This is a genomic window from Microcoleus sp. F4-D5, from assembly GCF_036704885.1.
Taxonomy (GTDB): Bacteria; Cyanobacteriota; Cyanobacteriia; order Cyanobacteriales; family Microcoleaceae; genus Microcoleus.
In genome coordinates this window covers 25,561-39,476 of the sequence record NZ_JAUBSX010000012.1, presented here as the reverse complement: position 1 = coordinate 39,476, position 13,916 = coordinate 25,561, and the positions used below count along the sequence as shown (strand labels likewise).

Here is a 13,916-nt window from a genome sequence, read left to right as displayed (position 1 = left end):
TGCTATCAAGCCCAACTACCAACTTGAGGATGACATGATTAAAACTGATGATGAAAATCTAATTCTCGCAACATCAACAGAGTCAGTAGATGACTTAAATGCTCAATTCTACGGCAGATTTCCTTATCCTTGGCGGCCTTTAAAACTCGATCGGCTATCCGATCCAGATTTTGAAACCATCATGCTCAATCAAGACCTCGGTAACTGGCAGCACAACACTCTTCCTAACCAGCCGAAAATTTGGGTGGCGGGATGCGGAACTAACCAAGCAGTTTTCACCGCATTGAAATTTCCCAATGCTACTGTATTAGGCTCAGACTTGTCAGCTCAATCGCTAGAAATAGCCTCTCAGACTGCTGAAGAGCTAGGAATCTCTAACTTGCAACTCAAACAAGAAAGCCTCAATCAAATTTCTTACAAAGAGCAGTTTGACTATATAATTTGTACCGGGGTTATCCACCACAACGCCAACCCTCAAGAAACTTTAGCTAAATTAGTCACTGCTCTGAAACCGCAGGGAATTATGGAATTAATGGTTTACAATCGGTTTCACAGAATCATCACGTCTAGCTTTCAAAAAGCTGTGAGAATTTTTAGCAAAAGCACAAATTCATTGGGAGATTTTGAGTCGGAACTAGCACTGGCGCTTAAATTAATCAATGGGGGATTTTCTACAAAAAGTTTAATGACGAGTTTCTTAAATGAATACAAAGATGGCTCGGAATCTAAATTAGCAGATACTTTGATTCAACCAGTAGAACACAGCTATACAGTTGAATCTTTGTCTGAATTAACAAACGAGTGTGGCTTAGAGTTAGTATCGCCCCGCATTAATATATTTGATATGGCGAATGATACCTTTTATTGGAACACGGAATTTAGCGAACCTGACTTGCAAGAACGCTACGATTCGCTGCCAGATTTGTGTCGCTGGCAACTGTCAAACCTTTTGCAGCTTGAAAGATCGCCGATGCTGTGGTTCTACGTCCAGCGCAAAGACTGCGTAGGCGTAGCCAGCCGCAGGCATCGCCCAATTAAATCGGAACAGCAGATATGTGAAGAGTTCCTCGACACTAAATTTGAAAAAAACAGTACCACGCAGCAAAGTTATCTGATGGGAAGCAATGGCAAATATAAACTTGCGCCTAATTCCCATTTTCCCAAATCTCCCTTAGATACTGCTGTCAAAAAAATGCTCGATTCCTTCGACAGCCAAGTGTCGATGCGGATAAATTTTCAGCGGCAAGGCATAAAGACTGAGTTTCAGAAAGTTAATAAACTTCGGCTTAAACTTACTACGTCAGCCTTCCCTTATTTGAAGGCAACTCATGCAGTATAAAAGGGGAAAGGTTAATGAGTAATTCAGAAACAGACAAGTCTATAGAAGGAATTGCGATTATCGGCATGGCCGGTCGCTTTCCTCAAGCCAAAAATCTGGATGAATTTTGGCAAAATCTGCGAGAGGGAGTGGAATCAATCTCTGTTCTTAGCGAAGCACAATTGCTTTCTTCAGGAATTGACCCTACTATGTTTCATAGTGCCAATCACGTCAAAGCTGGCGCTATATTAGAAGACATGGATTTGTTCGATGCTTCATTCTTCGGTTTTAATCCCAGAGAAGCAGCGATTACAGATCCCCAACACCGCTTATTTTTGGAGGAGGCGTGGTCAGCCCTAGAAAATGCCGGCTATGATTCAGAAAGATACCGGGGTCAGATAGGGGTTTACGCGGGTGTAGGTTGGAATAGCTATTTATTATTCAATTTAGCTTCAAACCGGGGTTTTCTAGGTACTGTTATTGATTACCAAACTCTGATTGGGAACGAGAAAGATCATTTAGCTCCGCGCACTTCTTATAAATTAAATTTAAGAGGGCCGAGCATTAGCGTGCAAACGAATTGTTCGACATCATTAGTTGCCGTTCACTTAGCTTGCCAAAGTTTGTTAAGTTACCAATGCGATATGGCTTTAGCCGGAGGCGTGACGGTAAATGCCTTGCAAAAAGCTGGCTATTTGTATCAAGAAGGAGGGGTTTTATCTCCTAACGGTCAATGCCGTGCTTTTGATGCTGGTGCGAAAGGCACTGTACCGGGGGGCGGCTTAGGAATTGTAGTTTTGAAGCGGTTAGAAGAGGCGATCGCCGATGGCGATTGCATTCACGCTGTTATCAAAAGTTCGGCTATAAATAACGACGGTTCTGGCAAAGTTGGTTACACAGCGCCCAGCTTGGAGGGGCAAGCAAAGGCGATCGCAGAAGCCTTTGCCATCGCCGACATCGAGCCGGAAACAGTGACTTATGTAGAAACTCACGGAACTGCCACGGCTTTGGGCGATCCGATCGAATTTAAGGCCTTGACAAAAGCGTTTCGCGCTAGCACTCAGACAAAAACTGCGATCGCGCCACCTGCACGTTGTGCGATCGGTTCAGTCAAGACCAATATCGGCCACCTGGATGTCGCTTCTGGGATCGCAGGCTTGCTCAAAACAGTTCTGGCTCTCAAACACAAGCTGATACCGCCCAGCTTGCACTTCCAGCAGCCGAACCCGGAGATTGATTTGGCCAACAGCCCTTTCTACGTCAATACCGCTTTGTCGGAATGGCCCGCAAACGGCACTCCGCGCCGCGCGGGAGTCAGTTCTTTTGGTCTTGGCGGTACTAACGCCCACGCGATTTTGGAAGAAGCGCCAACAGTCGAAAGTTCAGGGCCTTCTCGCCCTTGGCAGTTGTTGGTACTTTCTGCCAAAACCGCATCGGCACTGGATGCGGCTGCTGCAAATCTGAGCGATCGCCTCAAGCAAAATCCCGGTCTCAATCTCGCGGATGTTGCTTACACCCTGCAAGTTGGCCGGCGAGTTTTTGACCGCAGGCGGGCGGTTGTTTGCAAAGACATTCAAGATGCTGCGATCGCGCTTTCCGATCCGAAACGAGTTCTCACTTTGTACCGCGAGGCCGGCGATCGCACTGTCGCCTTTATGTTTCCGGGCCTGGGAACTCATTACCCCAACATGGCTCGCGAACTGTACCAAGTGGAGCCGGTATTTCGAGAACAGCTCGATCGCTGCTGCCAACTTTTCCAACCTTACCTCGATCTAGATTTGCGATCGGTGCTGTATCCCAGTCAGCCTGAGACAAATGCAGCGCCAAAATCCGGCCTCGACCTGCGAAAAATGCTCGGTCGCAGCCAAGAACAGCCCGATCCTGCTGCTGAAAAACTGAATCAAACCTTTCTCACTCAGCCGGCTATTTTCGCGATCGAGTACGCTTTGGCTCAATTGTTGATCTCCTGGGGAATTCGCCCTGGGGCGGCGATCGGCTACAGCATCGGCGAATATGTGGCTGCGTGTCTGGCGGGGGTGTTTTCTCTGGAAGATGCGATCGCTCTCGTGGCCAAAAGAGCGTTGATGATTCAAAGTTTGCCGGCTGGGAAAATGCTTGCTGTTCCGCTTTCTGAAGCGGAAGTGCGACCGCTTTTAGGAAAAGGTCTTTCTTTGTCAGCAGTTAACGGGCCGTACCTGTGCGCGATCGCGGGTGTTCCTGATGCTGTGGATGAATTGGAACAACAGTTAACTGAAAGCGGTTTGGCTTGCCGGCCGATTCCAACTTCTCACGCCTTTCATTCTCAGATGATGGATGCGATCGCGCTACCATTTATCGAATTAGTTAAAACCTTCAATCTTCAGCCACCCAAAATTCCCTATTTATCCAACGTTACGGGAACTTGGATTACCGCTAGTCAAGCCACCGATCCGAGTTATTGGGCAAAGCATTTATGCCAGCCTGTGCTGTTTGCAAATGGCGTGCAAGAGTTGTGGAAAAAACAGAATTTAATTCTGTTAGAAGTTGGTCCCGGACAAACATTGAGCAGCTTGGCCGTGCAATGTAAGCCGAGCGATATAACTGTAGATTGGACTGTGCTGCCGACGCTGCGAAATTCCTGCGATCGGCAATCCGATGTAGCATTTTTGCTCAATACACTAGGTCAACTTTGGCTAGCAGGAGTACAGATAAATTGGCAAGGTTTTTATGCTGGTGAACGTCGGCATCGCGTCCCTTTACCCACCTATCCATTTGAGCGACAGCGTTACTGGATTGAGCCGCAAAAACAAGTATTGACCTCTTTCGATCAAGTTTCCGCACAGCCAGACGAAAACTCAAAAATTGCAGAGTCAAATATCCAGAACTTTGCCCGCCCCAACCTGCGAAACGCCTACATTGCTCCCAGTAGTGAAATCGAGCGGACAATTGCCGATATCTACCAAGAACTGTTAGGAATTGGGCAAGTCGGCATCCATGACAACTTTTTTGAAATGGGAGGAAATTCTCTAATCGGTATTCAGTTACTTTCCCAGATTCGCAAACTATTTCAAATTGAACTCTCTCTCCGCTACCTATTTGCAGCACCCACTGTTGCTGAATTCGCCTTAGCGATCGAAGAAGCAATTGTAGCAGAGTTAGAAGAATTAACCGAAGAGGAAGCTAAAACGCTTGTCTTAGTTGGAGAAAGGTAAACTTCATCTGAAATTGCAAAGGATAAAGCATCAATTATGAACATTCAAGCAGTCGGTGTTGTGGGAGCAGGCGTTATGGGAATAGGGGTTTCGCAAAACCTCGCCCAAACTGGTCATCAGGTAATTCTTGTAGATATTTCGGAAGCGATTCTAGAAAGTGCCGAACAGGAAATCAAAAAAAATATCCGGTTTCAAAGTCTTTTTAGCAAAGAAAAAAAGGCTGGCAGTGCCGACGAAATTTTAAAAAGAATTACATTTTCAACTAATTACAAATTGCTAAATAATGCAGACTTTGTGGTTGAAAATGTCACCGAAAAATGGGATATTAAAAAGGAGGTATACGCGCAGTTAGATGCCATTTGCCCGGAGAGAACAGTTTTTGCAGCTAATACATCTGCCATTCCCATTACCCGCATTGCTTCAGCGACCAAGCGACCTAAAAATGTGATCGGGATGCACTTTATGAACCCAGTGCCCATGAAGTCAATGGTAGAAGTGATTCGCGGGTATCATACCTCTGACGCAACAATTGAGATAGCCAAAAGTTTTTTAGCCCAAATGGGCAAAGAATGTATTATTGTCAACGATTCACCTGGATTTGTTTCTAACCGCGTGTTGATGCTGACAATTAATGAAGCGATTTTCTTATTGCAAGAGCGAGTAGCTTCCGCGTCAGACGTTGATAAAATTTTCAAAACCTGCTTCGGTCACAAAATGGGGCCGCTAGAAACGGCAGATTTGATCGGACTAGATACGATTCTACTGTCTATCGAAGTTTTGTATGAAAGCTTCAAAGATAGCAAATATAGGCCGTGTCCTCTGTTAAAGCAGATGGTAGAGGCGGGGTTATACGGTCAGAAAAGCAAACAAGGTTTCTACGTTTATCAGTGAGTTATTTAAGATGAAAGAAAATCGAGAAAAAATCAAAGCATTCTTGGCTCGCGTTGTCGGCGATTACGATTTGCAGGACAATGAAGATATTTTTGGTCTGGGTTTTGTCAATTCAATGTTTGCGATGCAACTGGTTTTATTCGTGGAGCAAGAGTTTAAAATTTCCATTGAAAATGAAGATTTGGAAATTGATAATTTCAATACCATAAATGCTCTGGTTAATCTAGTCGAACGCAAAACTGCTGTACTTACAAGCAATTGAGTTAGGGAATGCAATGAAACTCGAATTAACCGCCCAACAAAAAGACGCTCAATCAGAATTCAGAGCTTTTGTAAATGAGGAAATAATACCTTATGCTAGCCAGTGCGATCGCGAAGAGCATACCCCCCCACAGCTCATTAAAAAGCTAGCTCTGCGAGGCTTTTTGGGTGCTGCAATACCCGAAAAGTACGGCGGTAGCGGTATGGAGGCGATCGCCTATGGCCTGCTTAACGAAGAAATTGGGCGGGGGTGTTCTTCATTGCGGAGTTTGCTAACAGTTCACAGTATGGTGGCTCACGTTCTCTGTAAGTGGGGAAGTCAATATCAAAAAGAACATTGGATTCCCAAGCTAGCATCAGGGGAAGCGATCGCAGCTTTTGCACTCAGCGAACCCAACGCCGGTAGCGATGCTAAAAGTGTAGAAACCACTGCCACTCCTTCAGGCAATTTCTACATATTAAATGGGAAAAAAAAATGGATAACTTACGGACAAATTGCGGATTTATTCTTAGTTTTTACCCAATGCGAAGGAAAAGCTACTGCTTTTTTGGTTGAAAAAAATAGACCTGGACTCTCCATCAAACCCATTGTGGGAATCTTGGGAACGAGAGCTTCCATGCTAGCAGAACTTCACCTAGATGACTGCCAAATTCCCCAGGAAAATCTCGTTTGCCGGCAGGGTTTTGGTTTCTCTCACGTCGCTTCCTCGGCCTTAGATCGCGGCAGGTACAGCGTAGCGTGGGGCTGTGTAGGCATCGGTCAAGCTTGCTTAGAAGCTTGCCTTCAGTACACCAGCCAACGCCAGCAATTTGGCGTTTATCTGAAAGAACACCAGATAATTAGACAAATGATTTCAGAAGCGATCGCTAACGTGAAAGCAGCCAGATTGCTATGCTATCAAGCCGGCTATCTCCAAGAAATTGGCGATCCGCGATCGATTTCAGAAACCTCAATTGCTAAATACTTTGCATCCACAATGGCAGTTAAAGTAGCAAGCGATGCCGTACAGATTCACGGGGGGAACGGTTGCAGTAGCGACTACCCTGTGGAACGGTATTTCCGAGACGCAAAAATTATGGAAATTATCGAAGGCAGTACCCAAATTCAACAAATTACCATCGCTGAATCTGGTTATCAAGAGTACGGAGTATTACCAGAACGCAACGTTATGCAGCAAAACTTAGCGGTAAGAACATAAAGCTATGATCGACCTAACATCCGAACGAATAAAGAGCCAAGAACAAGAGCAAAAAACTATCAAATGTGTAGTTTGGGATCTGGATAATACCCTGTGGAATGGCATACTCTTAGAAAATGACCAAATTTCCCTCCACAGCCATGCAGCCCGCATCATCACCACCTTAGACAGTCGAGGCATTTTACAATCTATTGCTAGCAAGAATGAACGCAGTTTAGCAATGGCAAAACTGCGAGAGATGGGATTAGACGAGTATTTTTTGTATCCCCAAATCAACTGGAACTCCAAGGCGGCTTCAATTAAGGAAATCGCTAAATCGATCAATATCAGTCTCGACGCGATCGCCTTTATTGACGATCAGCAATTTGAGCTAGAAGAAGTCAACTTTTCACTGCCAGAAGTGTTATGTATTGATGCAGCAAAGTTAGACGACTTGCTAGATATGCCGGAAATGAATCCCCGTTTTATTACAGAAGATTCACAACTGAGAAGGCTAATGTATATCAACGATATAGAACGCCAAAATGCCGAGAAAGAATTTGTCGGAGCTCAAGAAGATTTTTTGGTCACACTCAACATGACTTTGACTATTTCCTATGCAAAAGAAGAGGATTTGCAGCGAGCCGAAGAATTAACAGTACGGACAAATCAACTGAATGCCACTGGTTACACTTACTCTTACAGCGAACTCAATCAATTTCGGCTCTCCAACCAGCATAAACTGCTAATTGCAGGCTTGGATGATAAATATGGAAGTTATGGAAAAATCGGGTTAGCACTTGTGGAATGCGATGAGAGTGTGTGGACGCTAAAACTATTGCTAATGTCTTGTCGTGTAATGTCCAGAGGTGTAGGTGCAGTCTTGCTTAATTATATTACGAGCCTTGCTAAAGATCGTAACGTGCGCTTGTTGGCTGACTTTGTTTCAACTGAAAGAAATCGCATGATGTATATCACTTATAAGTTTGCGGGTTTTAAGGAAATTGAGAAGAGAGGCGATTTGGTGATTTTGGAAAATAATCTCATGCGGATTCAACCCCCACCTGACTATATGAAAGTACAGGTAATTGACTGAAAAACAACATTTTTTTATCGCAGCTTTTCTTTCATATAACCATCACTAGAAAACGGCATCATGAATAGTAAAAAAGAAGAAATTTTGCATCGACAGTCTCAGCTTTCACCCGCAAAAAAAGCCCTTCTCCAACAGCGGTTGAGCGGTAAATTTAAAATAGAAACGCACTCATTGCAAAGTATTCCTCGCCGTTCCAGCACCGGCCCAGCACCAGTATCCTTTGCCCAGCAGCGGCTGTGGTTTCTTCACCAGTTAGATCCCGACAGCGTTTGTTACAACATACCCGTATCTGTGCGCCTCACAGGTGCGATCGATGCAGCAGCCCTCGAGCAAACATTCAACGAGATCGTGCGCCGTCACGAAATCCTGCGTACTACTTTCAAAATAGTGGACGGGCAACCAGTTCAAGACATCGCCCCAGCGCTAGCAATGACGCTACCTGTAGTGAACCTGGGCAAGTTGCCAGAAACAGCGCGCGATCGCGAAGTTCAGCGCTTAGTAACTGAGGAGTGTCAACAGCTTTTTGACTTAGCTGCTGGCCCCTTAATGCGATCGAAGCTGCTACAATTAGGCGACCGAGAACACCTGCTACTATTTGTGATTCATCACATTATTTCTGATGGTTGGTCTGCCGGAGTATTGATCCGAGAAATTGCCACACTTTACAATGCTTTTTCTCAAAATCAACCGTCCCCCCTGCCAGAACTTCCCATCCAATATGCCGATTTTGCAATTTGGCAGCGACAGTGGTTGCAAGGAGAAATTTTAGAAACACAACTAGCTTACTGGAAGCAGCAATTAGGCAGCACTCCCCCCATTCTAGAATTACCGACAGATCGACCGCGTTCTGCTAACCAAACAACACGCAGTGCCAAACAATTATTAGCACTATCTCCAGCTTTAACTGAGGCACTTAAAACACTCTCGCAGCAAGAAGGTGTCACGCTGTTTATGACTTTATTAGCGGCTTTTAAAGCCCTGCTTTTTCGCTATAAAGGTCAACAAGATATTGTAGTCGGTTCGCCCATTGCCAATCGGAATCGAGCTGAAACAGAAGGTTTAATTGGATTTTTAGTGAATACGCTGGTTTTGCGGACTAATTTATCAGGTAATCCGACTTTTCGGGAAATTTTGCAGCGGGTGCGAGAGTTGTGTTTAGGCGCTTACGCCCACCAAGATTTGCCCTTTGAAAAGCTAGTGCAAGAAATGCAGCCAGAGCGAAATCTCGGTCATCCTCTCTTATTTCCAGTCTGGTTTGTTCTCCAAAATTCACCCGTTCCAGCCCTCAAACTTCCGGGCGTGACTTTGACTCTCTCAGAACTCGATATTGGGGAAGCGCGCAACGATTTAAAGCTTGATTTAACGGAAACACCGGAGGGAATTAAAGGATTTTTTGAATACAAAACAGACTTGTTTGAAGCAGCGACGATCGCCCGCATGGCAGAGCTCTTTCAAATTCTACTCAATCGAGTTGTTGAACAGCCAGGAATTCCGTTAAATGTACTAGCAGAAACATTGGCGATCGCCGAAAAACAACAGCAGTTGTCTAAAGAAAAAGAGTTTCAGGAAGCACGCCGCCAAAAGCTCGGCAATATCCAGCGCAAGGCAGTTACAAACTCTATTCAAGAAATCAGTTAAACAGCAAAAACATGAGCAATGTAGAGTCAAAACTAACAAATAGCAACCAGCTAACAACTATTAGACGGAAAGCAGTCAAGCTATCGGATACCAAGCTAGTAAAAACTGATTTACTTCAAGCAGAACAGCCACTACCGTTAGTAGTTCAACCCGCCGTAGAAGGTATAAAATTAGTCGATTGGGCGACCAATAATCGAGAACAAATCGAGAAATGGCTGTGTCAGAACGGCGGTATTTTGTTTCGGAATTTCGACATCAGAGAAATAACCGAATTTGAGCAGTTAGTCAGGGCAATTTCTGGCGACTTACTAGACTATTCCTATCGTTCAACGCCACGCAGTCAAGTGAGTGGCAAAATCTATACCTCAACTGAATATCCAGCAGATCAATCTATTCCTTTGCACAACGAAATGGCCTACTCTCGCAGTTGGCCGATGAAGATAGGATTTTTCAGCGTTAAGTCAGCAGAAACAGGTGGAGAAACGCCTATTGCCGACAGCAGGAAAATTTTTCAGCGCCTCAATCCAAAAATCAAAGAAAAATTCATACAAAAGCAGGTTATGTATGTCCGAAACTATGACACTCAACTCGACTTAACATGGCAAAATGTTTTTCAGACAGACAACAAATTAGAAGTAGAAAATTATTGCCGAAAAGCTGGCATTGAATTTGAGTGGAAAGATAACAATTATTTAAGAACTCGCCAAGTCTGTCAAGCTGTTGCTACACATCCTAAAACAGGTGAAAAAGTGTGGTTTAACCAAGCTCATTTATTTCACGTGTCGAGTTTAGAACAGGAAACAAGTCAAATACTGCTTTCAGCCCTTCCAGAGGAATATTTGCCGCGCAATGCGTATTACGGTGATGGGTCTGAGATTGAAAAGTCTGTGTTAGATGAAATTCGGGAATTGTATCAGCAGGAAGCAGTTATCTTTCCTTGGCAAGAGGGAGATGTATTAATGCTAGATAATATGCTGACTGCCCACGGGCGGATGCCCTTTTCCGGCTTGCGGAAGGTTGTAGTTGGCATGGCAGAACCTTTTATAAATCAATAAAATAAAACCAGATCGATGGAGTAAAAGATATGCAAGAACAGTCTTTAGAAGGATTTCGCATTTCACCTCAGCAGAAGCGCCTTTGGATGCTGCAACAATCTGCATCCAACCAACCTTATCGCGCTACTTTCGCTGTTAAAATTGCAGGTAATCTAAATCTAAAAGTCTTAGAAACAGCTTTGCAAAACCTGGTCAGAAACTATGAAATTCTTCGCACAAACTTTCAATGTTTACAGGGAATGGCGCTGCCGCTGCAAATCATTAACGATCGCAGCGGGCCGGCGATGGTTTACCACAACTTAAGCGGTAGAGATTCTGACGCACAAACAGTTCAAATTGAGACACTTTTTGCTGAAGTAAGCAGTCTGGTTTTTGACTTAGAATACGGTCACGTTTTAGATATTTGTCTGGTTGCTATTTCCCAAGACTTGCACTTCTTACTGGTTGGGATGCCTGCTTTGGTTGCAGATCGGGTTACTGTCAAGAATTTTGTGCATGAAATCGGCCGTTTTTATGCCTCCAATTTGCAGGACAAAGAATTATCTGACCAACCCTTGCAGTATGCAGATATTGCAGAATGGCAAAATGAACTTTTTGAAGGAGCAGATGCTGAAATAGGTAAAGAGTATTGGCGCAAAAATAACATTTTAAATTTTGTAGATATATCATTGCCATCTGAGAAAAAAAATGAGGTAAATTTAGAATTTAAACCAGACTTGGTTGCAGTAAAATTCGACACTCAAGTTGTAGGTAAAATTGAAAGTATCGCTCAAAAATATAACACTTCTACTTCTGTATTTATTCTGACTTGCTGGCTAGTTCTACTGTGGCGGCTTACTGGCAACTCAGATATTGTTGTTGGCACATATTGCGATGGTCGGAATTATGAACAGTTGGAGTCAGGTTTAGGTCTGTTTGCCAAATACTTACCTGTTTACAGTCATTTTGAAGAAAAACTTAAATTCTCTGAGAACCTGAAGCAGGTTAGCGAGTCGGTACGCGAAGCTTTCAAATGGCAAGAGTCTTTTACTTGGGAACAAGTAACAGAATTAACCGATAAAAATCGGGGATGCTTCTTTCCAGTTTGTTTTGATTTTGAGGAACAGCAGGCAGATTTTACTGAGGCAAACTTATCTTTTTCTATTGATAAGCGATACATTTGTTTGGAGCCGTTCAAAGTGAAACTGTCTTGCCTTCACCAAAATGACTCGCTAACCGCAGAGTTCCACTACGATTCAAACTTGTTTGGTATCGAAGATATTTCGCGCTTGGCAGGACAATTTCAGACTTTATTAGAAAGCACGGTTAGAGAACCAGAAACTGCCATTGGCGAGTTAGCAATTTTGAGCGATCGCGATCGCCACCAACTTCTAGTCGAGTTTAACCAATCCTCAATCTGCAATCCTAAATTCCCACAGGACTCGTGCATCCACCAACTATTTGAAAAACAGGCAGAACAAACACCCGATCGCATTGCTATTGTCTTTGAAAATCAGCAGCTAACTTACCAAGAGTTAAACAAAAAAGCTAATAGTTTAGCCCATTACCTGCAAAAGCTGGGCGTAGGGCCAGAAGTTGTGGTAGCGCTGTACACCGATCGATCCCTAGATGCGATCGTCGGCTTGCTGGCCATCCTCAAAGCCGGTGGCGCCTACTTACCTCTAGACCCGGCATTACCAGCCGCCAGCTTAGCTTTCCGGTGGCAAGATGCGCGATCGCCAGTGCTGCTGACCCAAACGCACCTAGCGGCCAACTTGAGCGATCGCCCGCCACAAGTAATCTGTCTTGACGCAGACTGGGATGCGATCGCCAAGCTTCCCCATGAAAATCCCAACAGCGAGGTAACAACAAGTAACTTAGTATATGTGCTGTTCACCTCCGGGTCTACCGGCAAACCCAAAGGCGTAGCCGTCGAACACCGGCAACTCCTCAACTACCTCAACGGCATCTGGGAAAAACTAGAACTGCCAACAGACGCTAGTTTCGCCACTGTTTCCACCTTCGCCGCCGACTTGGGCAACACCGCAATCTTTCCCTCCCTATGTACCGGAGGATGCTTGCACATAATATCCTCCGATCGCACAACTAACCCCGCCGCCCTCGCAGAATACTTTAACCGCCATGCGATCGACTGCCTCAAAATTGTGCCTTCCCACCTCGCCGCCCTTCTTGCCGCTGCGCCTCCCGAGCAAATTCTGCCCCGCCAGTGCTTAGTTCTCGGCGGTGAGGCAGCCAGTTGGGAATTGATTTCGCAGATCCAGCAGCACGCGCCCAACTGTCGCATCCTCAATCACTACGGGCCGACAGAAGCCACCGTAGGCACAACAACCTTTACAGTCCAGAATCGACCGACTTCCCAGACGGTTCCCCTGGGACGCGCGCTGCCCAACTGCTACACCTACGTGCTAGATCGGCACCACCAACCCGTACCGATCGGTATACCGGGTGAGTTATACATCGGCGGGGCCGGGTTAGCGCGGGGCTATCTGAACCGGCCAGCAGAACAAGCAGAACGGTTCATTGCCAACCCCTTTGTCAGCGGAGAGCGGTTGTATAAAACCGGCGACTTAGCCTGCTACTTACCCGACGGCAATCTAGAATTCTTGGGGCGGGTTGACCACCAAGTCAAAATTCGCGGCTTCCGCATCGAATTAGGAGAAATTGAGACAGTGCTGAGCGAACATCCACAAGTGAGACAGGCGATCGTCTCACTTAGAGAGGATGAACCGGGCAACCAGCGCCTGGTCGCTTACGCCGTCCCCGATAGCGATCGCTCTGCATCCCTCGCTGCGAATGACCTGCAAAGCTTTCTGCGGCAGCGGTTGCCCGAATATATGATGCCATCAGCCTTCGTGCTGTTGAAAAGTTTACCGCTAACAGCTAACGGCAAAATCGATCGGCGATCGCTCCCGGTTCCCGATTGTCTGCGCCCAGAACTAGCAGCCGCTTACGTCGCACCCCAGACAGAAATAGAACGCGCGATCGCGACGATCTGGCAAGAAATGCTTCACCTCGATCGCGTTGGCATCCACGACAACTTCTTCGATCTCGGCGGTCATTCATTACTCATCGTCCAACTTTACAGCAAATTGCAAGGAGTATTTAACCGCACTATTTCAATCACCGACATTTTCAAATATCCCACCATCGACTCTCTAGCTAAATATCTCAATCAAAACCAAAATTTACAGCCTGCTTTCGACGAACAAAGCCAAGACCGAGCCGATTTGCGAAGACAATTAATCAAACAACAAATGCAATCTAGAAAACACCTGCGTTAATCTGCGA

9 protein-coding genes are annotated in these 13,916 nt (G+C 45.3%); all 9 read left to right on the top strand.

Annotation, left to right across the window (positions count from 1 at the left end; all coding sequences use genetic code 11):
- The first annotated feature begins 34 nt into the window (after nt 1-34).
- From QUA80_RS08310 to QUA80_RS08270, 9 genes are read left to right on the top strand one after another with little or no spacing between them, the layout of a single operon-like run.
- Nucleotides 35-1,339 (top strand): class I SAM-dependent methyltransferase, encoded by a 1,305-nt coding sequence (locus QUA80_RS08310; protein WP_333423130.1) that lies wholly within the window; start codon nt 35-37, stop codon nt 1,337-1,339.
- Between the two features lie 14 nt (nt 1,340-1,353).
- Nucleotides 1,354-4,509, top strand: a complete 3,156-nt coding sequence (locus QUA80_RS08305; RefSeq protein ID WP_333423128.1) for a beta-ketoacyl synthase N-terminal-like domain-containing protein — start codon at nt 1,354-1,356, stop codon at nt 4,507-4,509.
- A 36-nt stretch (nt 4,510-4,545) separates the two neighbouring features.
- The gene (locus tag QUA80_RS08300; protein ID WP_333423126.1) at nt 4,546-5,400 is read left to right on the top strand and encodes a 3-hydroxyacyl-CoA dehydrogenase NAD-binding domain-containing protein; all 855 of its coding nucleotides are present in this window, start codon (nt 4,546-4,548) and stop codon (nt 5,398-5,400) included.
- Between the two features lie 10 nt (nt 5,401-5,410).
- A complete protein-coding gene (locus QUA80_RS08295) occupies nt 5,411-5,662 on the top strand; it encodes an acyl carrier protein (protein ID WP_333423124.1) in 252 nt (83 codons plus the stop codon).
- A 13-nt stretch (nt 5,663-5,675) separates the two neighbouring features.
- Nucleotides 5,676-6,860, top strand: coding sequence for an acyl-CoA dehydrogenase family protein (locus QUA80_RS08290; protein WP_333423122.1), 1,185 nt, complete (start codon nt 5,676-5,678; stop codon nt 6,858-6,860).
- Nucleotides 6,861-6,864: 4 nt separating this feature from the next.
- Nucleotides 6,865-7,935, top strand: a complete 1,071-nt coding sequence (locus tag QUA80_RS08285; protein WP_333423120.1) for an HAD-IIIC family phosphatase — start codon at nt 6,865-6,867, stop codon at nt 7,933-7,935.
- A 60-nt stretch (nt 7,936-7,995) separates the two neighbouring features.
- Nucleotides 7,996-9,573, top strand: coding sequence for a condensation domain-containing protein (locus QUA80_RS08280; protein WP_333423118.1), 1,578 nt, complete (start codon nt 7,996-7,998; stop codon nt 9,571-9,573).
- Between the two features lie 11 nt (nt 9,574-9,584).
- A complete protein-coding gene (locus tag QUA80_RS08275; protein ID WP_333423116.1) occupies nt 9,585-10,628 on the top strand; it encodes a TauD/TfdA family dioxygenase in 1,044 nt (347 codons plus the stop codon).
- A 29-nt stretch (nt 10,629-10,657) separates the two neighbouring features.
- The gene (locus QUA80_RS08270; protein WP_333423114.1) at nt 10,658-13,909 is read left to right on the top strand and encodes an amino acid adenylation domain-containing protein; all 3,252 of its coding nucleotides are present in this window, start codon (nt 10,658-10,660) and stop codon (nt 13,907-13,909) included.
- The last annotated feature ends 7 nt before the right edge of the window (nt 13,910-13,916 follow it).

Coding starts and splice junctions, on each gene's coding strand:
- QUA80_RS08300 (WP_333423126.1), top strand. CDS start 4,546: ATGAACATTCAAGCAGTCGGTGTTGTGGGAGCAGGCGTTATGGGAATA.
- QUA80_RS08290 (WP_333423122.1), top strand. CDS start 5,676: ATGAAACTCGAATTAACCGCCCAACAAAAAGACGCTCAATCAGAATTC.
- QUA80_RS08275 (WP_333423116.1), top strand. CDS start 9,585: ATGAGCAATGTAGAGTCAAAACTAACAAATAGCAACCAGCTAACAACT.
- QUA80_RS08310 (WP_333423130.1), top strand. CDS start 35: ATGATTAAAACTGATGATGAAAATCTAATTCTCGCAACATCAACAGAG.
- QUA80_RS08270 (WP_333423114.1), top strand. CDS start 10,658: ATGCAAGAACAGTCTTTAGAAGGATTTCGCATTTCACCTCAGCAGAAG.
- QUA80_RS08285 (WP_333423120.1), top strand. CDS start 6,865: ATGATCGACCTAACATCCGAACGAATAAAGAGCCAAGAACAAGAGCAA.
- QUA80_RS08280 (WP_333423118.1), top strand. CDS start 7,996: ATGAATAGTAAAAAAGAAGAAATTTTGCATCGACAGTCTCAGCTTTCA.
- QUA80_RS08295 (WP_333423124.1), top strand. CDS start 5,411: ATGAAAGAAAATCGAGAAAAAATCAAAGCATTCTTGGCTCGCGTTGTC.
- QUA80_RS08305 (WP_333423128.1), top strand. CDS start 1,354: ATGAGTAATTCAGAAACAGACAAGTCTATAGAAGGAATTGCGATTATC.